Raw genomic sequence first — 20,756 nt, 5'->3', positions numbered from 1 at the left:
ACGCCCGACGGGGAGCTTGTGCCGACCCGCTGTGGTCCTGGTGTGCTGTGGTGTGGATTCACGCTTGTGGCGGTTTCTCGGCCGGCGCGGCTGGGAGGCGGACGGCGGCCCACATACGGGCTGAAATAGGAGGCGCCCGACCGGGAGCCTGGGCCGAACCCTGGGGGTCTCGGCGTGCCGCTGACGAGGATCTCCGCATCAAGCCCGGTGCGTCTGGTCCCTGCTCTCGGCTGATGGATCGCTGATATGCGCGCTGGACTGGGTGGTCTCATCATCTGCGGTGCATTCGCCGGACCTGTCGCCGGAGGCCAATTAGCGCTATTGGCTAAGCCTTTCGGTGGTGTGGTCGGGGTTCCCGGCGCGGTTATCGGATATCTGGCGGTCGCGGCGTTCGTGCTCGGGTGCGTGACAGCGGCGATCGTCGGCGCGCGTTCGATGCGAACTGCTGGAGCGTTCGGGGTGGTCGCGGGGCTGGGATTCGTGGTGGCGGGGCTCGTCTCCACACCGTGGATGTTCACCGTCGCGGTCTTGGTGGCGGGAGCAGGAACCGGACCTGCGTTCGCGAACGGGCGGGTGCGCGCACTCGCGGGCGGAGCTCGCCTGCTGGCCAGTTGGCACCTCGTGACCGTGGTCGGGGTGATTGTCGCTGCCGGTATCGCCGCTCTCTGCGAAAGGACCCCTGGGACCGGGCTTCTCGTTTCCGGAATGATGGCGGCGGTCTGCGCGGTGGTTGCAGTGATCGCCGCGACGGATGGATCGGCTGCTGGTACTACACCCGGCGCGGCTCTGGAACCGCAACCTGCGCCTGCGTCCGTGTCCATGTCCATGTCCAAACCTGATCGTGCGTCGGTGCTGGACCGCGGTGCTGCGTCTGTGCTGGACCCCGGTCCTGCGTCCGTGCCGAACCCTGGACCTGCGCCCGTCCCTGTGCCCACTGCCGCGCCTTCGCCCGTGCGATCGGCATTGGGCTACAGCACGGTTGGCTTGCTCGTCGGCGGGACCGTACTTCCGGCTCTGCATCTGCTGCTGTTTCGCTGGAACGCGGTCGGATCTGAACAGGCGGTGTGGCTGGCGTTGGCTGCTCTGCCCGCGGTCATCGTGGTCGCGCTGCCCGGCCCTGATTCGAGTGCTGTTGTGCCGCTGTTGATTCTGGCTGCCGGGGGGCCGGTGCTGGTGGCCACCGCTCCGGGTGCGGTCACCCTTGCTGCCGGCGTCGCTGTGTCGCTGGCTGCCGCGGCACGGGCGGCTCGTGGTCTCGACAGCGAAATCTGTTCTGCGACTGGATCGTCCGTTGGCGCTGAGTCCTACCGTCGAGCCGGTGTCGCGACAGTCTTGGTAGCGGCCACTGCCGCATTGGCGGGCATGGGGCTTGTCGGTGGGGTTTCGCGGCTCGCGGGCACTGGCTCGGGGCTTGTTGTGCTCGCCGCGGTGGGCTTGGTCGGCGCGCTGCTCTGCGGTCGGTTCGCGACTCGTTCCGTCGGTGCCGAGCCCGTCTATCAAGGAGGCACACCGTGATTCGCACTATGACTACCCGGATGGCCGCGGTCGCCGCGCTCGCCGCGGCATTTCCGATCGCGGCGCTCCCCGCACAGGCCGCACCCGGCGCCGCGATTCAGGTCAGCGCCAGTACCGAGCTGGCCAACGGGCAGCGCATCACCGTGAACGGCACCGGGTTCCGGCCCGGACTCGCCTCGATCGCGGTCGGGCTGTGCAAACAGGGCTTCAGCAGCGGAACGCGGGATTGCGATCTCGGCGGTGGCGCGACGTTCGTCAATGCCACCGACGACGGCACCCTGCCGACCGTCACGCTCACCGCACACCCGCATTTCAACATGATCGACTGCCTCCGTCAGCAGTGTGTGATCGCCGCCGCTCCGCTGCCCGGCAGCGAACCACCCAGCGTCATCGCCACCAATTCCGCTGAAGTAGCGGTCACCTTCACCGGTTCCCAAATTCCGGTGGCGACGGCCGCCCCCACCGCCCCAGCTACGGCGGGCGCGACCGACATCGATGGACCGTCACTGCCGCTGTGGTCGGCGACCGCCGCCCTGCTGGTCGTGGTCGCCGGCCTCGCCCTCGCCGACCGGCGACGGCTGTAACACCCTCAGGAGATATAGACATGAAGCACAACGCTTTCCGGCTCGCCGTGATCGCGGCGGCCGCGACCGGCGGCATCATCGCCGTCGTACCCGCCGCCCAAGCCACACCCACCCTGCAACTCAGCGAGAGCACGGGAGTGGCTGCGGGACAGGCGATCACGGTCAACCTGGCGGGCCTGGACGCCAACCTCGCCGGCGTCGCCGTCGGGCAGTGCAAGCCCCAGGTCGTCGCCCCCACCGACTGCAATCTCACCGGCGCTCTGCTGGGCGCCGCCGACGCTCAGGGCGTATGGCAGCCCAGAACCGGCGCCCGCACCCTCACTCTCGCCGCCACGGTAGGCGGCACCGACTGCACGACCGCGGCCGGCGCCTGCGCGATCAGCGTGACCAGCTTGACCAACCCCGCCCAGATCCTGGCCACGGTCCCACTGACTTTCGCCGCCAAAACCGCCGCCCAACCGGCCCCCACCAGCGCCGCCGCGGCCCCGGCCGCCGCAAACTCCGACAGCGACGACAGCAACACCGGTATGGTCGTCGGCATCGCCGGCGCGGTCATCGTAATCGTGGCCCTCGCAGCCCTACTCCTGCTGCGCCGCCGCGGCACCACCCGATGAGCATGCTGAACCATGTGGTCCTGATGAAGTTCCACAACCGCGACGACGCCCACGAGGCAGCGAAACTCCTGACTGCTCTCACCACCACGGTGCCCGAAATCCGCTCTCTCACAGTCGCTGTCGACGAACTAGCCACCCCCGTCTCCTACGACTTGTTCATGCAGAGCACCCACACCTCGCGGTCCGACCTCACCGCCTACCAACAACATCCCGCCCACCGCGAGGTCGCCGACTGGCTGGCACCCCGCCTAGCCCACCGCGCAGTAGTCGACTACGAGGACTGACCACGCTGTTTCTCGATCGCGGCCACCTACCCGCATGACATCCAAAGGTCATCAGACAAGGCGCCGACGTCCCTCGACAAACACCAGCAGTTGGCCACCGTCCTGCGCTCGTCGCGTTGTCACCTGGTCGACCTCGACGGCAGGTCACATTGGTTGACGTCGCCCCAGCACCGTGGCATCCGCGATGCCGAGCGACCGTGCTCTACGGCTCGAGTTCGAGAGCCATCCCGACCTGATGGCCGCCGGCGCGAACTTGCGGGCCTGCGGGCTCGGTGGGTGTGGCCTCCGATTCGACCAGTTCGCTGTCGTTTTCGGCACCTTCGGCGGACTCGATCGGGTCAGTACTCATATCGTTGATTCTGGTGTCGAACACTCGATCCCGCTCCGCTTTCCGCCAGGCCGGTGTCTGACAAACGATCGGTTCGTCGGCGCCTTCGAACCAGGTCGGGCCGAGGACGCCAACACCGATAATGATGGTGCCCGCCGACCGGGGGAACGAATGACCGCGCAGAATTCCCCTGTGAACTTCGATGCCACGATGGCGCTCACCGATCTCACCCAGGTTGTGAATAGCGCCGTCAGCGCGCACCTCAACGCCCACGGGCAGCGCGCGGGGCTGGTCCCGCTGTCGTGGAAACTGCTGGGCCACGACGGACCCCGCCTCGGGGTACCCGAGCTGGCAGGTCAGGTCATCCCCACCGGGAGCGAGGCCGACGATCAGCGCATCGCCGAAGGGTGGGCGGCCGCGCTGAACCTGGCCGCCGTTGGCGATCTCAACCTGTTCATCGGCGAGACCGAGGGCTTTCGCGGCCTCATCACGGTGGAGTATGTCCTCGATGACGAAGCCTCCGAAGCACAGTGAGCAGGAACGGTTGACCAGCCGGATCGCGCTCCGCGGCAGAATAGTGTGTTGTCGAGGGGTCTCGCGGCCATCGGAGCCGGTTCAACCTCGGCGAAGTATCGCCCACTGGTAGTGCAATCTATCGGTACCCCGCCAGGTCAGCCATTGCTCCAGGGTGCCGTGGCGCTGTAATGCCGTCTGCAACACAGCGTCGGTGCGGATGCTGAAGAACCGGGCGGGGCGGTGTCCGCTGCCGTCGTCCCACTGCTGCTCGCTGCCCTGTTCGTCGCCCCACAGGCCGATCGCCAGCGGCGCTCCTGGCCGCAGGACGCGCAGGATCTCGGCCAGCGCCGAGTCCAGGTCGGTGTCGGCGATGTGCAACAGCGTGCTCATGGTCCAACCGGCACCGAAGCTGGCGTCCTCGAACGGAAGCTGCAAGACCGAAGCCTCGCGGGCGTCGAGTCCCAGCGACCGGGCCGCAGCGACGCTCTGCGGGGCGAGGTCGACGCCGGTGTAGGCCAGACCCGCATGCGCGAACGCGATGCCATCGAGGCCCGGGCCGCAACCGATCTCCAGCAGATCCGCGATGTTTTCCCGCTGCAGCAGTTCGATGTACTCGCCGCGGCGCTGCACCCGTGCCGGCGGCAGTTCACGCGCAGCACGTTGGCGAATCTCGTTGTCGTAGTAGGCGATCAGGTCGGCTTCGCGCTTAGCCCGCGGTAGTTGGTGCATGCGCACATCATGCGACTGCAAGGCGTCTCGGCGCACTGGTCGCGCGCCAAGCGGCGGGCCAATACAGTGCGTTCAGCTCGGACAGTTCATGCCCGCTTGCGGGGCCTAGGAGGCCGGTGTGGTGGGCGCCGAATCGATGTCGGTCCGGCTACGTAGTGTGGGGAAGTGCGTACGCGGGCCGGTGGGGCAGGGTTCATTCGTGAGATCGGGTTTCGCCCGAATGACGTCGAGATGCAGGACTATCCCTTCTGCCTGCCCGCAGTGACCCGGCTCGCTTACGATGGCGGACTCGAGTTCCCGCCGGGTGCCACGTTCCTGGTCGGCGAGAACGGCAGCGGGAAATCCACGCTGGTCGAGGCCATCGCCGTCGCCGCTGGAATGAATCCTGAAGGCGGAAGCCAGAACTACCGCTTCGCCACACGCTCAACCGAATCGGTGCTCGGCAAGCATCTCATCCTCAAGTGGGGCATCACCAAACCGCGCAGCCGGTTCTTCCTACGAGCCGAGTCGTACTACAACGTGGCCACCGAATCCGAAACGCTGGGCCCCGAGCAAATCGCGGCCTTGGGCGGAGTGTCGCCACATCATCGTTCCCACGGCGAGTCCTTCGTAGACTTGATCAGCAATCGCTTCTACCCGCACGGCCTCTATCTGCTGGACGAACCCGAGGCAGCACTCTCCCCTCGCGGGTGCATGGCCGTGCTGGCGCGGTTGTCGGAGTTGACCAGTCAGGGATGCCAGTTCATCGTCGCGACCCATTCACCGATCCTGCTCGCACTGCCCGGTGCCCGGATCTATGAGATCGGCGAGGACGGCGCGATCGCCCACGTCACCTACAATGACGCGCTGCCGGTGCGGCTAACGCGAGACTTCCTCGACGAACCCGAGCGATACCTGCGGTACCTGGTCGATCCGGACTGAGCCTCAACCGTGGCGAACACGGTTACCAAGATCGAGCGATCAACCCGGAAATCGGTGCGGGCTCAGGCGGTCAACGCAACACCCCTTCGAGTGCTTCTTCGGTCGACCCGCGCGGGCCGCTACGAACGCGCGGGTCGCGGCAACACAGGACGTTCTGAAGCTGCCCCGATTTGGCGGGAGACGAAGTGTCGACGGAACATCGGTCGTGGTGGTCGAACGATGACCGACCATGACCCGACCGAACCGAACCTCGAAACCGCTCGCAAGATCTACCCGATTGGCCAACACGTGACTGGCAATCGGCACCGTCACCGAGTTCGAGGTCGTCCACCACACCCACCAGGGCCATCAAGTCAGACTCGCGTGATCGCCGCACCGTATACGGTCCGGTCCTGTTGAGTGGGAAAGGACAGCGCTTGTACCTGCAGGACAAACTCTGCGTTCTCCAGATTAATTGATTCCGAAAGAAATTCAGCGTAGGCAACTTTGCGCTGGTCGCGTTTGAAGCTATCGAGTGCCTGCGAGCTGCTTGATTCAGATTGGCGGATGGCCGCCTGATAGGTGAAGTAGCCGCCGCAGAACGCGCCGCCTAATGCTGCAACCGCGCCGATGACGGCGACGAGTAACAGTATCTTCCAATCGCCCCAATTGTTCGTGGTGCCGCTGCTGGGTGTAGGACCAGCTGGAGGAGGGGGTGGTGGCGGGGACGGGCTGGGAGCGGGCAGTGGTGGCGTCACCATGCAAACCTTCTGATGAGAGCGATCATCCAGGGAGTTCCTAGGCTATTCGGCCGCCAACTTTCCCGCAGCCGAGTCTGTCGTTGCGACACCGGGAAGCCGGACATCCGTACCCGATTATGAGCTCGGGGGCGGAATCCTCTGGCCCACTGGGGACGTCCCCTCTGCCCGACCTCGATCAACCGATAATCGGCACGATGGTGCGCTCAGTCGGCCGCAGCTCGGCCGGTCCGAACAGTCTCGTAAGCGGCAAGAGCGGATGAATCACCCGGTGTGCACTATTCCAGGAAATTGATTCGCCATCGGGCCGATGCATGTGCTGGTGTGCTCAGATGCTCAGAGGACGTGCCGTTCGTGATTTGTGGGATCGGATGTCGCCAGATGCCCGAGCTCGGTTCGACGAGTTGCTTACGACAGGCGCTCCTGTTCGCGCGGTCGCCTTGGTGCATGACCACCTCGGGGAACCCCTCCCGCATCTTCACGACTGCATGGACCTGCTCGTCGTGCGAGCCGACGAACTCGGCCATCACCTCCCGGGCAGACCGGGTTCCCCCATCGACTGAGATCAGCTGGCGCGGTCGCGGCATAACCGCTCACTATCGTCGCCCATCAGCGGGGCTGGAAAGAACGACTGACGCTGCTGGGCAACCGTGAGCACCTGACCCAGGTCCACGGCCGCCATGTGCCGCTGTGCGCTCCGATCTCGGCGACCACTGTCGCGATGTCTTCGCTGCCGCAGAACATCGAGGTGCTGATGTACCGACATCGGTTCATCATCGACCGCTGGGTCTGGGAACTCCCGGGCGGCTACGTCGACCACGCCGAAGACGTCGCAGCCGCTGCGGCCAGGGAGGTCGAAGAGGAAACCGGTTGGCGTCCAAGGACTATGGAGTATCTCGTCACCTATCAACCGGCCATTGGCACGCTCGACCAGCCACAGGAGATTTACCTGGCTCGTGGTGCCGACCTGACCGATGCCCAGCCGGATATCAACGAGGCTGAAGAGGTGCGTTGGATCTCACTCGCTGAGGCGGTCGACATGATCGATCGCGGCGAAATCATTGGGGCTGCGACGGTGGTCGCGGTCTATCGCGCGCTCAGTCTGCCTGCTTAGCAACCCGCTATCTCAGCACGATCATTGCCTACACGGCTTCTCCCACCGGCGTTATGGGCTGCCCGTAGCTTGTAATGTTGAGCCCGGTACACGTGTCTCAGCTGCGGCGTATGCGAGATCGCCCGGCACCCGAACCGTCGCCAGCATCCGGTCCGGCGATCTAGGCTGGCAGCCATGGCAGCTACGAACGTCTGGACTGTGTCCACCACTACTCCGACCGAGGCTGACGCCGAGACGATCGCGAAAGCCGTAGTCGCTGAACAGCTTGCTGCCGCGGCGTGGATCAGTGGTCCAGTGAAGTCGGTGTGGTGGCACCATGGAGAGTCCGGCACTGGGCAAGAGTTCCGCGTCGAACTGCGTACCCCCGCAGGGGTGGTGGCGCGGTTGATGGATCGGATCAAGACCTTGCACCCGTGGGATAATCCGGAGCTCATTGGAGTACCGATTGGTGCGTGCTCGGATGCCTATGTGGAATGGGCCGAGAAGTCTACAATCGCGCCGGAATAGGCGGCCTCCCCTCTGTGACTCGGTTGTGCAGAGCGGTGGCACCTGTGACGCCAGCGGACACACAACGCGCACTCACCTGCCGTACTCGGCTCAACGGTCGTACCGACGCAACCTCCGAAGCGAGTGCGAATGCGCGGCGCGTGAGCGCCATCGTCTCCTCGACATTTCCGGCGTCGAAGTGCGCATCGGCTAGCCACGTCATGTACAGGGATTTGTCCCGAGACCAGTGCTCGGGGTAGGTGGCCAGCGCCCGCGTCAACGGCCCCGTCGCTCGAACCGGGTCATGTAGTACCGACCAGACACGGCCGGTCATGATGTCGAGTTCGGAGCGGTTGACCCAATCGAACCACTTCGCGGCCGGCTGGCGATTGTTGTCGTCCAGCGCCTTGTGGGCGGCATCCAACGCGCGTGCAGCTCCGTCACGGTCGCCGGTCGTGGCCAGTGACCACGCGCGCCGCGATTCCAGCATCGCCCGCGCTTTCGCCGGGGCTGCCGTCCCGATCGTCGCGCATGCCTCATCTGCAGCCGCGATTGCATCGGAACTACCAGTGGCATAAGCAATCTGGATCAGGGCATTTGCCGCTAGCTCCGGGCTACCCGCCTCCACTGCGGCTCGGCGGCTGTACTCATACAACTCAAGCGCCTGATTGGCGAACCCTGCATCGAACGCTGCCCAACCGGCCTGCTGGGCTTGCTCGCCCGCGAGCCCGGTCAGCGCATCACGGACAGTGGTGGTGCACGTCGAATGCGCAAGCGTTTGCTCTGTCTTGGCAAGCTCAGCGGCATACAGGCGGAAAGTATCGCCACCGCCCAGAAAGTTGTCCAGATCTTGGAGCCGTGTGAATCGGGCGCGCATCTCATCGAGCTCCGTGCTACCGATACGGCGTGGTGGGTCTATTGCGGCGAACGGCGCCGTCAGCCCTGTGAGAAGGAAATCTCGTCGCTTCGTCGCCTCGTCCCTTTCGGCATCACGTTGGGTTCGCTTGGGGTAGAGGCCCAGGGCCGCTACCGATTGGCTTCCCAAGATTGCCACGAGGGCTTGACGTGCACGCCTCGGCCAGGTGATCTCGCCACATTCGAGTCGACTGATCGCCTGGCTGTCTACTGCCGGATGATGCCCGGTGGCTCTTTCCACTTCGTCGCACACGGCATCGGCTAACTCGGGCTGCGTCATGCCGCGAGCCAACCGCAATGATTTGAACTGATAGTTCGTCGTAGCGACCCCCAGGGTCGTGCCGTTATTTGCCTACAGTTTTGCGCTGTTGATGGGGGTCCACAACCGAGACGCTGGAATTGCACCCCGGTGCCGGGCCGTCCGGTCCCATCATCTCGGATACGCACACCGGCCGGCAGAGAGGTTGCCGCGCTGGTATCCGGTGCCGGGTGCTCCGACCTTCTGTCTGGGAGTCACACCATGCCAACGCAATTGGACACCCGCGACTTGTGGGCTGTGCAGTATCGCGCCTGTTCTGTCGAACCCCACGGTATCGATTTGGAGCGCGCTCGGTTCATCCTAAGCATCCACTCTGGCCACGGCCCGAAGTGCAGGGCGTATCTCGCGGCGCTCAGCAGGCTTTCAACTGTCAGTCCCTCGCCTGAGGAGAGTTGGCAGTGAAATTCGACTGGTGGCGAAACGATTCAAGACAGCAGCCACGGGTGAGCGCACCCGAGATCGCCGACCGCGCACGCGCCGAGGAGTGGCGCCGGCGGATCCATGTCGAGGATGCGCGGGCGTCTGACAACGGACTGTGGCTCAACGGTTGGTCACATGCACGGCCGGACCGGCCACTGACCGTGTCCGAGGCGCACCGGGAGATGCAGCGACACCGCCCGTGCTCCGCCAACTCCTGCCCGCGTAAGGCCGCGGCCCGATCGACGCTGATCCGCGCTGGCCTGATGAAGCCCGATTCATCGCGCGGGTACTGAACGCTACGTGCCCAGGTCGATCCCTCGTCAAATCCTCTCGCCCAAAGGACCTTTCATGAACACGATCACCATTAGACATCCCTTACCGATTTTGACCAGCCAACAACAGGCCGAGCTCCAGGAGGAGCTACGCAAGATCATCGAGTACCGGAAATCCGGGCTGTCGCTGAACTGGATCATTGGCTGTCCGCTGGACTGCACGTATTGCGTCCGGCACCTGTTCCACAATTTCGAGATGAAGGTGCCTCGGGCGTTGATGCGTGATGAGGATGCCGTCGAACTGCTTGTGCGGCACCGGTATTTCCAGCCGGGCATCACGCCGATTCAGCTGCTCAACCGGGCCACCGATCCGATGCTGCCACGGGTGAAACCTCACCTGTTTGCGATGCTGCGACTGCTCGACGAGCAGGAGCTGACCAACCAGGTCCTGATCATCACGCGCTGGCATATCGCCCCGGAGGATTGCGTAATCCTCAACAGCTTCAACAACATCGGTGTGACCATCCTGGTTACCAACTCCGGCATCGACGACAAGCGGGTCGAGCCTGTCGACTCCACCATCGCGGCCACCTCGCTACGTACAGCGTTCGAGCACGCTGACCGCTATCGCGTCGTGCACTACTGGCGGCCGATCGTTCCCGGTCTCAACGACAGCGACGGGCACCTACGACGCGGATTGGCGCTGAGCCATCACGCGCACGCGACCGTGTTCACCGGGTTGTTCTACAAGGACGAGATCAAACAATACTTCGAGGACCAAGGCATCCCGATGCCCTACGACCACGGGCCACGACGCAAGATCATGCCCGAAACCCTGGAACAGCGGATACTCACCGCCGCACGAATGTACGGCGCCGGGTCACCGCTGTTCCGCAAGACCTCCTGCGCGGTGACCTACGCTCACGGCGTCGCGGACTACAACGGACACTTCGGGATACGCGAGTTGTGCGACATCTGCCCCTCCGCGCAGATCGAAAGGTGTGCCAGCGCATTCCAACGCCCCAACGATGCGGCGGTGAGTGCCTTCGCCGAGAAACTCGGCGGACGCCTGGTCGAGGTCAACGACCGCGCGATCGTGGTGGAAGGTCTCACCGAACAACCGCGGTACCTCATGCAACACAGCCTGGGATACCAGGTGCACGACCTCGCCAAGCCCCACCACCCACACCGGCACGGCCGCGCCGATCTCGGCTGGCCCACGATCAAGGAGTCGACGCTGTGATCGAAATCCCGAAAGCACTGCAAGCAAACAACATCGCGGTCGTCGACGTGGAAGGCAACGGGCAGACACCACCGGAAATCATCGAGATCGCGATCCTGCCGGTGTCCGGCGGCATGGTCAGCGTCGACCAGATGCGTTCCTGGCTCATCCGGCCTCAACTGCCGATCACAGCGATCGTGACCCGCAAGGTGCACGGCATCAGCAACGACGACGTCGCGGATTGCCCGACCTGGGAGGAGGTTTCGACCGAGATCGGTGAAGCGCTGGCCGGCCGAACCTTGGTGGCGCACAACGCCGCGGTCGAGCAGCGCGTCCTCGCTTCTCACCTGCCGAGGTGGACACCGCCCATGGTTCTGGACACACTGCGGCTTGCCAAGCGGGTATGGCCCGACCTGCCTCGCTACAGCCTCGACAAACTCATCGAGCACACCCACCTTGACACAGCAGCGGTCGCCGAACAGAAGTACCACCGTGCAGGCCATGACACGTGGGCGGCATGGCAGCTGCTGTGCCGCCTCGTCAGCGACGGCAACCTGGACTGGACCGGGCTTGTCGCCTCCGCTGCCCCCAAGGAATTCGTGCCCGCACCCGAGCCGGAAGGGGGCCTGTGGTGAGCGCGGACAGCGAAGTCTTCCGGCCGGTCACCGTCGCGGTGATGGGCACGCATTCGACCGGGAAGACAACCTTCATCAACAAGCTGGCCGGCAGGCTTCGCCGCGACCGTATCGAGGTCGAGATCGTCGCCGATCTCGGCAGTCTCGCACTCGAAGCCGGGCTACCGATCCTGGCCGAGCACACTTGGGCCAGCACCCTGTGGATCATCGCCCGAGGGATCAGCACCGAGTTGGAGGCGTGGACTCGCGCTGATGTCGTCCTCATCGACCGCGGCGCACCGGATGCCCTCGGCTACTACGAAGCCGCGCTCGAAACCCGCAACCACCCGGCCGACCCACGCCACCTCAAACACTTGGAGGAGATAGTCGTCGGCCACAGCCGCCACTATGACTACGTCTTGCGCACAGTCCTCAACCCCGAGGAGCCATTAGGGCTGAGCAAGCCCCGCGACACCGATCTCGAATTCCGGGCACTGGCCGACCAGCACATCGAAGCCGTCCTGCAGCGACTCGGAATCGGGCACGACACCCTGACCTCCGACGGACATGACCGAGCACTCGTCGACGCCACCGCCTTCATCAAAGGACGGCTCGCCGACTCCACCACAGAACTCGACTGGGGAGATGAAACACCGAAAGTCGGTGATACACAGGCATCCTGACGAATCATGGAGATCGACGAATGGCCCGTATCGGTCGATGTGTGATCGGCATCCACCTGCGGGCCGTCGACGTCGCTCTCGTCGTTGTCGTGCAACTGGATTCAACGCGCGACGGTGGCGCCCGCTCGGTCTACACATTCCATGCCAGGAATGGTCAGGTGAGCCTGTGATCACGGAGCCGAATCTGTGCTCTGCGCTCTAGTGGTTCCCGCTCTCCGCGCTACCAGACAACACCATGGCCAGCACCCAAGTCGCCATCGAAATCCTAGCCCCGCCATCCTGGCGTCACCACCGAACCCAACGAAATCCGAAGGCGCACAGGTCCTAGATTGCGTGAGCCCGGTGCTCGAATCCCAGAAGTCCCCATCGGTACCGACAAGCAGCTACGCAGCGAGGGAAACCGGAACCCCTCGAAACGCTGCCTAGGCCTTGCCGGCGCAGAGACCCGCGCATACGTGGGCTGGAACTCGTGCCCGAGTCAATTTCAACTATGCGCACAACGACAAAGGGCAGGTCGAGATGCAGCTACAGAAGAAGGGCAAAACCGTGCAGACCTTCTGCTGGAAAGGCTATCCCGACAACCCTTCGCGCTCGGTGGAGATATCGGCAAGAGCGCGCACTCTCGCGAGATCGACTGGCGGCCAACCGAACCGTGCGCCCTGCGGCAGATCAGTGCGTTCGGGAGGCTCGAGGGAGTCCGCAACCTTCTGTGGACTCCCTCCGGACTCGGCCCGACTCGAACGGGCAGCTATCCTCTCCACACTGCGGGCGCGATCAACCTAAGCCAGCGCGCCTTAGGCGAGACACCACCGACAGTAATCTCCGGACCAAATCGCAGGCAACGACTTATCAAGTAGGCCCATTTCCCCGTCGAGGGCAGGAGGCCTGCTCGGTCGTCAGCAATTCGAGTGACGCAGCTACGGTGACCGCCGACGCCGAGCAGGCCGGGGAACCCCTGTGGCCGAACGCTTTCTGTGAACTTCAGCGACGCTCACAGCTCGCTGCGGGCGCCGCGTATGTCCGACGTCTTTCGTATGCTCAGCAAACGAAATCGGACGACAGAAGGCGCAATTGATGTTGGGAAGAAGCACTGCGGTGGCGGCGCTGGCGTGCGCCGCGATCGTGGCGAGCACCGGCTGGGCGAATGCGGGGGTAAGTCCCGAGGAGGAGCAGCGCTTCCTCGATGCCGCACGGGACCGGTCGCCCTCGCTGATGTGGGTGTCGGACAGCGGTCTACTGGAGATCGGCTATGCGATGTGCGAGGTGTACGCGAAGCGCGGCGTCGATGTTCCGACCTTGGAAGGCATGATCACCACCGCGATGGACGGGGGCTTGAGCAGGGATCAGGCCCGCGCGATCGGATCCAGCGCTGCGGTGATCCTGTGCACAGAGAACGCTCACGCGGCAATGCTGATGCCCGACTAGGTCTTGACGAACCGCGACGTCGCCACCTGATTCGGCGGTCGCGATCCGCGCGCGGGCCAGGACGTAGGGGCGGACGGTCTCCGCAAGAGGGGCACTTCGATCCATCCTGAACTCGGCATGATGGTGCGTTCGCAGCCGGCCGCCGAACCGCGCGGGAAGCGGCAGTCCAGGATATCTTGAGCCGCAGCATCAAAGCAGCTCTGGAGCGAGGCTGGGTCCCGCACCAGTGCGACACTCGGGTGGCTTTCAGTGCGCGTTCGCGGGCACCCGACGTGAACGCGTTGGTGGTGATGAAACCCAAGCGCTCGCCCATGTGAGCACTGCGACTGACCGCGCGCCGCAGTGCTCACTTCTCGCCAACGTAGGGATACCGCCCACCGGCGAGGGTGTGGTGCGCGCGCCTACCACCAAAAGCGGTTGTCAGTAGGCGACATTGACTCCGTGCTCCGCCTGGGCGCGCGTGAAGCCGTCGTACACCAGCTGATCGACCAGCCCGGACCGAGAGAACGCGGTGTACTCGAGGTACTGCTTGGCGCTCTTTGCCGCCTGCTCGTTCCAGTCCACATTCAGGCTGTCCACTGCGAACGTAGCGTCCGCGGTGGAGAACTCTTCGTACTCGAGCTGGTGGATCAGACCGCTGCGAGAGAAGGCAGAGTAGTCGAGGTACTGCTGGGCAGACCGGATGGCGTTGCGCTGGCTGGAGGTGATCTCCTGCTGTGCCGGGGAGAATTCGACCGCCAGTGTCGATACCGGCGCCGCGATGTCCGGCTGAGCGACGTCGGCCGCTGCCGAAGCGGTGTTCCATGCGGGTCCCGCCAAGGCAAGAGCGAGTACCGGGGCGCCGACCAGCCACACCCGCTTCTTCTGCTTCTTCGGCTCGGCCGCGACTGACAGGTAGCTGGGCTGTGGGGCGAGGAACGGCTCGGTCATCTGGTGCTCCTTGAAGAAGGTGTGTCGTCGCCGACGTGTCCCGCAGATGCGAGAACAGGTCAGGATGTCACATCCCACCGACCCACCGCACGACACTGACGGAATGCGGCCCTAGCGGACCGAATACCGCTGCTGGACAACTTATTTCGTCACCATCGGCTTCGGCGGGTGCGCAAGAAGCAAGGCCGGGCAGCTGACGAATCGAGTACCGCTCGCCCTGTGGCAATACCCCAGCCCTGTTGGTAGGCAACAAGGTCGACGCTGAAACAGGATGGGCCAACCCAGTCAGGGCGGTTTGGACGGACGACCAACGCCCGCGCAGCGGCATGAGCGGATATCGAAACCGGCGGTGGGTCATCGGAGCGTGCTTCGTCGGTACCTCAGTCACGCTGGGTGGTCAGGTAGATCGCTGAGGGATACGAGGGCCCGTTGATCTTTGGGGCCTGGTGTGCGCCTTGGGCTTTCGCCTGACACACCCCAGACCCGAGGTCAAAGAACGTCTTGCGCGCTCATCGACAATATTGGTCGATTGGTTGGCCGATCATCTGGCGAGATTCGTCGCCGAACACGCGGGCCGTCAGGCGTTCTTGATGGCATCCAAGCTCAACTCGGCGACTACCTGATTGACCCACGCCTCCACACGCGCGGAGGTGAGCTCGGGCTGACGGTCTTCGTCGATGGCCAGACCGACGAAGAAGCGGTCGTCGGCCAATCCTTTGGAGGCCTCGAAGTGGTAGCCCTTAGTTGACCAGTGACCCACGATTGCCGCGCCGAGTGGCTCGATGATTTCTTTGATGGTACCGAGGGCATCGACGAAGTACTCGCTGTAGTCCTCCTGGTCGCCACACCCGAACAATGCAACGAGTTTGCCGTTGAAGTTGGTCTTCTCCAGCGATGGAAGGAAGTCCTCCCAATCGGACTGGACTTGGCCGTAGTGCCACGTGGGGACTCCGAAGAAGACGATGTCGTAGCCCTCAACGTCCTCCTTGGTGGAGGTTGCGATGTCGTGCAGTTCCGCGACATCCTTGCCCAGCTGTTGCTGGATCTTGATAGCGACCTCCTGAGTTTTTCCAGTGTCGCTGCCATAGAAGATACCGACGATCGCCATGGTGCAGGTCCTGTCTCATCGAGCGGCTGGTGCAACCGCATGCCTGGGCAAAGTCAAAATTTACCGGGCCGGTGGTGGCAGTGCCCGGTGATCGCGAAGTCGCGTTTGCTCGGTCAGGGTGGTAGTCGCTTGCGGCACAGAACATTCGGGACCACCCAAGCAGGGCCTGGCACCGGGCGAATCGGCCACCTCTGAACGAAGGCCGGCTGCGTAGCAGCGTGGACGGCGACTTCCGGGGAGCATGTTGAACTCCCGTGGACCAGTGGATCCGCTGCACGGAACTCGGCATGTGCGGACACCGCGGCGGCCCCGAGATGACCCGGGGCCGTTGATCTTCCGCTGAGGCACACTGGCCGAACTGGACCGCGCGGGATGCGGCAATCAGGATGTTCGACCTCAAGCTGAAACCAGACCCGGGATCGTCGACCTGATTTCCTTGTTCTCCTTGGTAAGCGCGGATTCCTGGAGTCAGCCCTTGGTCGGGTGTCGGTGGCTTGCGGCATCATCCGGGTCATGAGTTACGACCTGAGAATCTGGGAAGGCGAGAAGCCCAGCAGCGATCGAGGCCCATGCTCTTCTCCATCCCGCGAGTCCACCATGCCGACCAGAACCACGCGAGACGAGAGTTCGGACAGCCTGATCGGCACAGACGCAACGTGCTCGCTCGGCCGGATCGGCGTTCTGGTCGACTGCGCGCCTGCGTGCCACCCAGCCTTGTAAGCGGCATGAGCGGATGTTCTTGGGACACCGGATCGCGAGCCCAGGTCGGGCCCACGTTCGATCAACACGAGCGGCTCCGGGGCCAGCTCGACCGTCGACCGTGTTAGGGCCTACCGGGATCTCCATGGGGTAATCCCTCGTTTCACTGTGATGTAGAAGGCGTCGAGATCGAGACCCGAGCGGCAAGTGTGTCTTTGGGCTTTCGCGTCACGCCCCGAGTGGGTCACGCCGTCGAGGTGCGGATAACGGCGGTCATCGCTGGATCCTCTCGGACAGTATCGGCCGATTTTCATCATTCAAATGAGCGGTATAAGTGGCTAGTAATATTGGCCGGTCGGGTGAACGATGGCAAACCTCGGAAGGTGGATGCGTGACACGGAACATGCGGGCGGCGCAGCGGGACGCGACGAAGCAGGCGATCATCGATGCCGCCGTTACCTGCATGACCGTGAGTGGCTACTCGGCTGTGCGCACGCGCCAGATTGCCCAGGCGGCCGGCGTCGCGCAGGGGACTGTGACGCATCACTTCGACAGCCGTGAAACCCTGCTCCGCGAGGCGGTGGGTCGCGTGATGGATGATCAGCTCACCTCGGCGAAGACTCGGTACGACGTGCTGGCCGCGGCGGAACGCACACCCGAGGCTCACCTCGACATCCTCTGGTCGAGCATCACCACTCCGCAGGGATTGGCCGTCGCGCACCTGTGGTACGCGACATGGTCGGAGCCGCAGTTGATTCCGCTGGTGCGCGACCTGGAGGAGCGAATGTTTCGCTCGACGGTGCAGGCGTGGGCCGACTTTGCCGGCCGAGAACCCGACCGCGATGCCTTGATCTTCATCGACCTGGTGCTGTCGGTGATTCGCGGTCTGGTCCAGTCGATTCCGACGCGCGGATTGGAATCGGTGGAACAGCGTTGGCAGCTCGGCAAAAAGGTGCTGCTCGCGAACTCGCCCCCGCCAGTTTTCTGACGTGGCCGCCAGGCGCCGGGACGACGCCGCGCTGATCTGTCCTTTTCGCGTTTTCTGGCCGACCTCTTGTCGCCGTTCGTGCGAACGGCCATACTTCGACGGTAGTCGTTCATCTGAACGACGAATACTTCGGCGGCATTGCTGCGCCGAACAAAGGTCGAGAGGACCAAACATGACCACCGATGCTCATGTCCACGACAGCGATGATCTGTTCGGCAGTGGGCAGACGAACGGCAGATCCCTCCGTTCGATCGCTGGCGACCCGTGGGACAACCCGCTGCTCGCTCCCGGATCGATGACACATCGCCTGTTCTCCGACGTCGGGTCCGCCGTGTACGCGGCGATGGGCGTCTTCATTCTCGGAACGGTGCAGCCTGCCGTCGGGCAGGCACTCGATCAGCACGAGCCGCTGCTCAACGGCACCCGCACCCGCTCGATCGACACCGCGTTCGTGCGGATGCGCCAGAGCTACGAAATCGCGTTCGGCATCCTGCTCGGCGCGACCGCGGAAGACCGGATCACCGCGGCGTACACGCTGCGGGAACTGCACAGGGTGATTCAAGGCCGGATGCCCGGCGGCTCGCGCTACCACGCATGGCAGCGCGATGTGTGGGCGTTCGCGTGGCTCGGCATCTTCATGGGCGTTGTCGAGGCCTACGAATTCGCTCGCGGATACGCATCCGATGACGAGCGGTTCGAAGCGATCGCCGGCTGCATCGAGGTCGGGAAACTGTTCGGGGTACAGGGCATTCCCGAGACCCGGCCCGAGTTCGAGGCCTACTGGGACAACTTCATCGACAACGAGGCGGTCACCAACCAGGCGGTGCAATACATCATGGAACAGATCGGCCCAGGCATCGTGAAACCAGCACAGGCACAATGGATACCCCAGCCGTTGTGGGCGGCGATCACTTTGCCACTGCGGCGCTTGTTCCGGGTCGGCGTCGTCGCGACGTTCCCGCCCGTCATCAAGGCTGAGGTCGGATTCCGCGAAACGAGGTTCGATCGCGTCGAGGCCGCGATGCATCGGCGGTTCTGGCGGATGGTTCCCAGGCGTGCCACCGAGTACGCCGGTCAGGCGGGATTCCGGGCGCTCACCACGATCGGCGAACCGGCCTGGAAGACCGATTTCTCCGAGAAGCGGCTCGCCCAGCGGCGGGCTTCACTCGGTGCGCGCCCGTAACACCGTGCCACGCGGCGGATCTGGTACCGACGCGCCGACCTGCGGCGGATGAGCTGCCTCGACTCCGGACTGTCGAGGGCTGACGTCGCAGGCGATCGGTGGCGCTGCTCTCTCAGGGGGTGACGATGGCGAAGTTCGGGTCGGGATCGTCGAGCAGGCCGAGCAGGCGCTGGAGTGCCCCGAGGTCTCCTGTGTGGTCGATCTCGTCGAGTCCTTGACCGGCCAGCAGTGCCAGGAGTTTTGTTTTGGTGAGGGTGAGGGTGAGATCGACTTCGGTCTTGCGTCGTGGGTCGAGGGTGCGGATGAGTGCCCCGTTGGACAGGGTCAGTCGCATGGTGGTGTCGAGATCGGTGAACTGCCAGTCGATGACGAATGTTTCGGCGGCGGCGCGGGGGCCGTTGATGCGGATGGCCAAGGTGTCGAAGAGTTGCTCGATCGACAATGCGGCGGCCATTCCACCGGCGAGGTTGAGTGCGGTGGGGTACACACCTTCGCGGAGTTCTTTGGCGCCCATCAGGTAGAAGCCGCGCCAGGTGGCGTTCTCGGCACCGTATCCGAGTCGGGTGTAGACCTCGGCGAGCGCGTTCTTGGCGGTGGCATTGGCGGGGTCGGCGAAGACCGCGTGCTTGAGCAATTCGGCGGCGAAGCGCAGATCGCCTTCACCGGTGAACTCGGCGGCCTTGTCGATGACCGCGTCGATGCCGCCCAAGGCTCGGACGTAGCGGGTCGCGGCGGCTTGGGGCGGGTGCTGCCACAGGGAACTGGGGTGACCGTCGAACCAGCCGAGGTAGCGCTGGTAGATGGCCTTGACGTTGTGGCTGACCGAGCCGTAGTAGCCGCGCGTGCTCCAGGAGTCCTGCAGGCCGGGCGACAATTCGATCTGTTCGGCGATCTCGGCACCGGTCATGCCCTGGTTGAGCATGCGCAGGGTCTGATCGTGCAGGTAGCAGTAGAGGTCGCGTTGGACGCTGAGGAATTCGATGAGGTTGTCGGTGCCCCAGGTCGGCCAGTGATGCGAGGCGAACGCGACATCGGAATCGGTGGCGAACATGTCGATCGCCTCATCGATGTAGTGCGACCACACCCTGGCGTCGCGGACCAGGGCTCCGCGCAGGGTCAACAGGTTGTGCAGGTTGTGGGTGGCGTTCTCGGCCAGGCAGACCGCGCGGTGGGCCGGGAAATGGAAGTTCATTTCCGCGGGGGCCTCGGTGCCCGGGGTCATCTGGAACACGATGGGTACGCCGTCGACGATCTCGCGTTGCCCGGTTGTGGTGATGTCGATCGTGGGTGGGTACAGGCTGAAGGTGCCGGTGGAGGTCTGGATCCCGAGTCCGGTGCTCATCTGCCCGTCGGCGGCCGGTGTCAGGCCGATGGCGTACATGTAGCTGGCGCGCCGCGTCATGGCGGTGCCGGCGTAGACGTTTTCTGCGACGGCCTCGGCCATGAACCCGGCCGGTGCCAGGATCGGAACCTGTCCGGGTCCGTCGGGGAGCACACCGGCGACGCCGCCGAAGTGGTCGCCGTGGGAATGGGTGTATATGACGCCGGTGACCGGACGCTCCCCGCGGTGCTCGCGATACAGCGCGAGCCCGGCTGCGGCGCACTCGGTCGAGATGAGCGGGTCGATGATGATCACGCCGGTATCGCCCTCGACGATGGTCATGTTCGAGACATCGAAGCCGCGGATCTGGTAGAGGCCCTCGGTGACCTGGTAGAGGCCGTTCTTCACGGCGAGCTGGGCTTGGCGGAACAGGCTGGGGTTCACCGTGTCAGGGCACAGTCCCTCGAGGAACGCGTATGCGGAGGTGTCGAACACGATCGCCCCGTCGGTGTTGCGGATGGTCATCGGGGTCAAGGTGGCGATGAACCCGCGATCAGCGTTCTCGAAATCGGTGCGATCCTCGTAGTTCAGCGCCATTCTGGATCAACTCCTCGGTTCGACGATCGATGCTGTGAGTAACCGATTGTCTAGGCCAGCGATAGTCCCCTCCCCACTCGACACGGATGAGTTCCACACCGTGACCTCCCACGCCTCGGGCGCGATCGATGCGGGCCATCCGTAGTGGTTCGCGAATTCGGTGAGATCGGCATTCTCGGCCGATCTCCCCGCCGCCGTCGACGGCGGGCGACTCGGTGCTATCGGTTGGCGA

Annotated in this window: 24 protein-coding genes; 16 read left to right on the top strand and 8 right to left on the bottom strand. The window is 64.3% G+C overall.

All coding sequences use genetic code 11. From position 1 onward, the window contains the following. Positions 1-246: 246 nt before the first annotated feature. The 4 genes from AB0M14_RS26920 to AB0M14_RS26905 are packed head-to-tail and all read left to right on the top strand — an operon-like array spanning position 247 to position 2,997. Positions 247-1,515, top strand: coding sequence for a hypothetical protein (locus AB0M14_RS26920; protein ID WP_364999554.1), 1,269 nt, complete (start codon positions 247-249; stop codon positions 1,513-1,515). Continuing rightward, positions 1,512-2,099: a neocarzinostatin apoprotein domain-containing protein gene (locus AB0M14_RS26915; protein ID WP_364999553.1), complete on the top strand. Its 588-nt coding sequence runs from the start codon at positions 1,512-1,514 to the stop codon at positions 2,097-2,099. The genes AB0M14_RS26920 and AB0M14_RS26915 overlap by 4 nt, the downstream gene beginning before the upstream one ends. 20 nt (positions 2,100-2,119) lie before the next feature. After that, on the top strand, positions 2,120-2,713 hold the full coding sequence (locus tag AB0M14_RS26910; RefSeq protein WP_364999551.1) for a neocarzinostatin apoprotein domain-containing protein: 594 nt from the start codon (positions 2,120-2,122) through the stop codon (positions 2,711-2,713). Next, entirely contained in the window at positions 2,710-2,997 is a 288-nt protein-coding gene (locus AB0M14_RS26905; protein WP_364999549.1) for a Dabb family protein, read from the top strand. Before AB0M14_RS26910 ends, AB0M14_RS26905 begins: the two co-directional genes overlap by 4 nt. 202 nt (positions 2,998-3,199) lie before the next feature. Here AB0M14_RS26905 and AB0M14_RS26900 read toward each other — a convergent pair whose 3' ends face one another. Further along, positions 3,200-3,346, bottom strand: coding sequence for a hypothetical protein (locus AB0M14_RS26900; RefSeq protein WP_364999548.1), 147 nt, complete (start codon positions 3,344-3,346; stop codon positions 3,200-3,202). 171 nt (positions 3,347-3,517) lie between these two features. Between AB0M14_RS26900 and AB0M14_RS26895 the strand changes: the two genes are divergently transcribed. Then, positions 3,518-3,859 (top strand): hypothetical protein, encoded by a 342-nt coding sequence (locus AB0M14_RS26895; protein WP_364999546.1) that lies wholly within the window; start codon positions 3,518-3,520, stop codon positions 3,857-3,859. A gap of 81 nt (positions 3,860-3,940) precedes the next feature. Here the strand turns inward: AB0M14_RS26895 and AB0M14_RS26890 are convergent, their stop codons facing one another. Further along, positions 3,941-4,570, bottom strand: a complete 630-nt coding sequence (locus tag AB0M14_RS26890) for a class I SAM-dependent methyltransferase (protein ID WP_364999544.1) — start codon at positions 4,568-4,570, stop codon at positions 3,941-3,943. Between the two features lie 165 nt (positions 4,571-4,735). Between AB0M14_RS26890 and AB0M14_RS26885 the strand changes: the two genes are divergently transcribed. Beyond that, a complete protein-coding gene (locus AB0M14_RS26885; RefSeq protein ID WP_364999542.1) occupies positions 4,736-5,491 on the top strand; it encodes an AAA family ATPase in 756 nt (251 codons plus the stop codon). Positions 5,492-5,844: 353 nt separating this feature from the next. On the opposite strand, the gene AB0M14_RS26880 is transcribed toward AB0M14_RS26885, so the two are convergent. After that, positions 5,845-6,228 (bottom strand): hypothetical protein, encoded by a 384-nt coding sequence (locus tag AB0M14_RS26880; RefSeq protein ID WP_364999540.1) that lies wholly within the window; start codon positions 6,226-6,228, stop codon positions 5,845-5,847. Between the two features lie 278 nt (positions 6,229-6,506). Then, the gene (locus AB0M14_RS26875) at positions 6,507-6,755 is read right to left on the bottom strand and encodes a hypothetical protein (RefSeq protein ID WP_364999539.1); all 249 of its coding nucleotides are present in this window, start codon (positions 6,753-6,755) and stop codon (positions 6,507-6,509) included. A 194-nt stretch (positions 6,756-6,949) separates the two neighbouring features. Between AB0M14_RS26875 and AB0M14_RS26870 the strand changes: the two genes are divergently transcribed. Both AB0M14_RS26870 and cutA read left to right on the top strand, forming a co-directional pair. Continuing rightward, the gene (locus tag AB0M14_RS26870; RefSeq protein ID WP_364999537.1) at positions 6,950-7,342 is read left to right on the top strand and encodes an NUDIX domain-containing protein; all 393 of its coding nucleotides are present in this window, start codon (positions 6,950-6,952) and stop codon (positions 7,340-7,342) included. 174 nt (positions 7,343-7,516) lie between these two features. Then, positions 7,517-7,849 carry a divalent-cation tolerance protein CutA gene (gene cutA, locus AB0M14_RS26865; RefSeq protein ID WP_364999536.1) on the top strand — a complete coding sequence of 111 codons (333 nt, stop codon included), beginning with the start codon at positions 7,517-7,519 and terminating at the stop codon, positions 7,847-7,849. Here the strand turns inward: cutA and AB0M14_RS26860 are convergent. Beyond that, positions 7,830-9,023, bottom strand: coding sequence for a hypothetical protein (locus AB0M14_RS26860; RefSeq protein ID WP_364999534.1), 1,194 nt, complete (start codon positions 9,021-9,023; stop codon positions 7,830-7,832). The two genes, cutA and AB0M14_RS26860, sit on opposite strands and share 20 nt — an antisense overlap. Before the next feature lie 437 nt (positions 9,024-9,460). On the opposite strand from AB0M14_RS26860, the gene AB0M14_RS26855 reads away from it, so the two are divergent. From AB0M14_RS26855 to AB0M14_RS26830, 6 genes are all read left to right on the top strand, one after another. Next, positions 9,461-9,775, top strand: a complete 315-nt coding sequence (locus AB0M14_RS26855) for a hypothetical protein (RefSeq protein WP_364999533.1) — start codon at positions 9,461-9,463, stop codon at positions 9,773-9,775. A 55-nt stretch (positions 9,776-9,830) separates the two neighbouring features. Next, entirely contained in the window at positions 9,831-10,997 is a 1,167-nt protein-coding gene (locus tag AB0M14_RS26850; RefSeq protein ID WP_364999531.1) for a radical SAM protein, read from the top strand. Next, the gene (locus AB0M14_RS26845; RefSeq protein ID WP_364999530.1) at positions 10,994-11,611 is read left to right on the top strand and encodes a 3'-5' exonuclease; all 618 of its coding nucleotides are present in this window, start codon (positions 10,994-10,996) and stop codon (positions 11,609-11,611) included. The genes AB0M14_RS26850 and AB0M14_RS26845 overlap by 4 nt, the downstream gene beginning before the upstream one ends. Further along, complete coding sequence (locus AB0M14_RS26840; RefSeq protein WP_364999528.1) at positions 11,608-12,273, top strand: AAA family ATPase; 666 nt, start codon at positions 11,608-11,610, stop codon at positions 12,271-12,273. The genes AB0M14_RS26845 and AB0M14_RS26840 overlap by 4 nt, the downstream gene beginning before the upstream one ends. Before the next feature lie 20 nt (positions 12,274-12,293). Beyond that, positions 12,294-12,443, top strand: coding sequence for a hypothetical protein (locus tag AB0M14_RS26835; RefSeq protein WP_364999526.1), 150 nt, complete (start codon positions 12,294-12,296; stop codon positions 12,441-12,443). Between the two features lie 925 nt (positions 12,444-13,368). After that, positions 13,369-13,698 (top strand): hypothetical protein, encoded by a 330-nt coding sequence (locus tag AB0M14_RS26830; protein ID WP_364999524.1) that lies wholly within the window; start codon positions 13,369-13,371, stop codon positions 13,696-13,698. 420 nt (positions 13,699-14,118) lie between these two features. Here AB0M14_RS26830 and AB0M14_RS26825 read toward each other — a convergent pair whose 3' ends face one another. Continuing rightward, complete coding sequence (locus AB0M14_RS26825) at positions 14,119-14,628, bottom strand: Ltp family lipoprotein (RefSeq protein WP_364999522.1); 510 nt, start codon at positions 14,626-14,628, stop codon at positions 14,119-14,121. A gap of 577 nt (positions 14,629-15,205) precedes the next feature. After that, entirely contained in the window at positions 15,206-15,736 is a 531-nt protein-coding gene (gene fldA, locus AB0M14_RS26820) for a flavodoxin FldA (RefSeq protein WP_364999520.1), read from the bottom strand. A gap of 1,090 nt (positions 15,737-16,826) precedes the next feature. Here fldA and AB0M14_RS26815 point away from each other — a divergent pair. Beyond that, positions 16,827-17,423 carry a TetR/AcrR family transcriptional regulator gene (locus AB0M14_RS26815; RefSeq protein ID WP_364999519.1) on the top strand — a complete coding sequence of 199 codons (597 nt, stop codon included), beginning with the start codon at positions 16,827-16,829 and terminating at the stop codon, positions 17,421-17,423. 172 nt (positions 17,424-17,595) lie between these two features. Continuing rightward, positions 17,596-18,606 carry an oxygenase MpaB family protein gene (locus AB0M14_RS26810; RefSeq protein ID WP_364999517.1) on the top strand — a complete coding sequence of 337 codons (1,011 nt, stop codon included), beginning with the start codon at positions 17,596-17,598 and terminating at the stop codon, positions 18,604-18,606. A 112-nt stretch (positions 18,607-18,718) separates the two neighbouring features. Here the strand turns inward: AB0M14_RS26810 and AB0M14_RS26805 are convergent, their stop codons facing one another. After that, complete coding sequence (locus tag AB0M14_RS26805; RefSeq protein ID WP_364999516.1) at positions 18,719-20,524, bottom strand: alkyl sulfatase dimerization domain-containing protein; 1,806 nt, start codon at positions 20,522-20,524, stop codon at positions 18,719-18,721. Positions 20,525-20,756: the final 232 nt, after the last annotated feature.

The sequence above is a fragment of the Nocardia sp. NPDC051832 genome (assembly GCF_040681285.1).
Taxonomy (GTDB): domain Bacteria; phylum Actinomycetota; class Actinomycetes; order Mycobacteriales; family Mycobacteriaceae; genus Nocardia.
The sequence above is the reverse complement of the archived record's forward strand: the minus strand, read 5'-3'. Positions and strand labels throughout refer to the sequence as shown.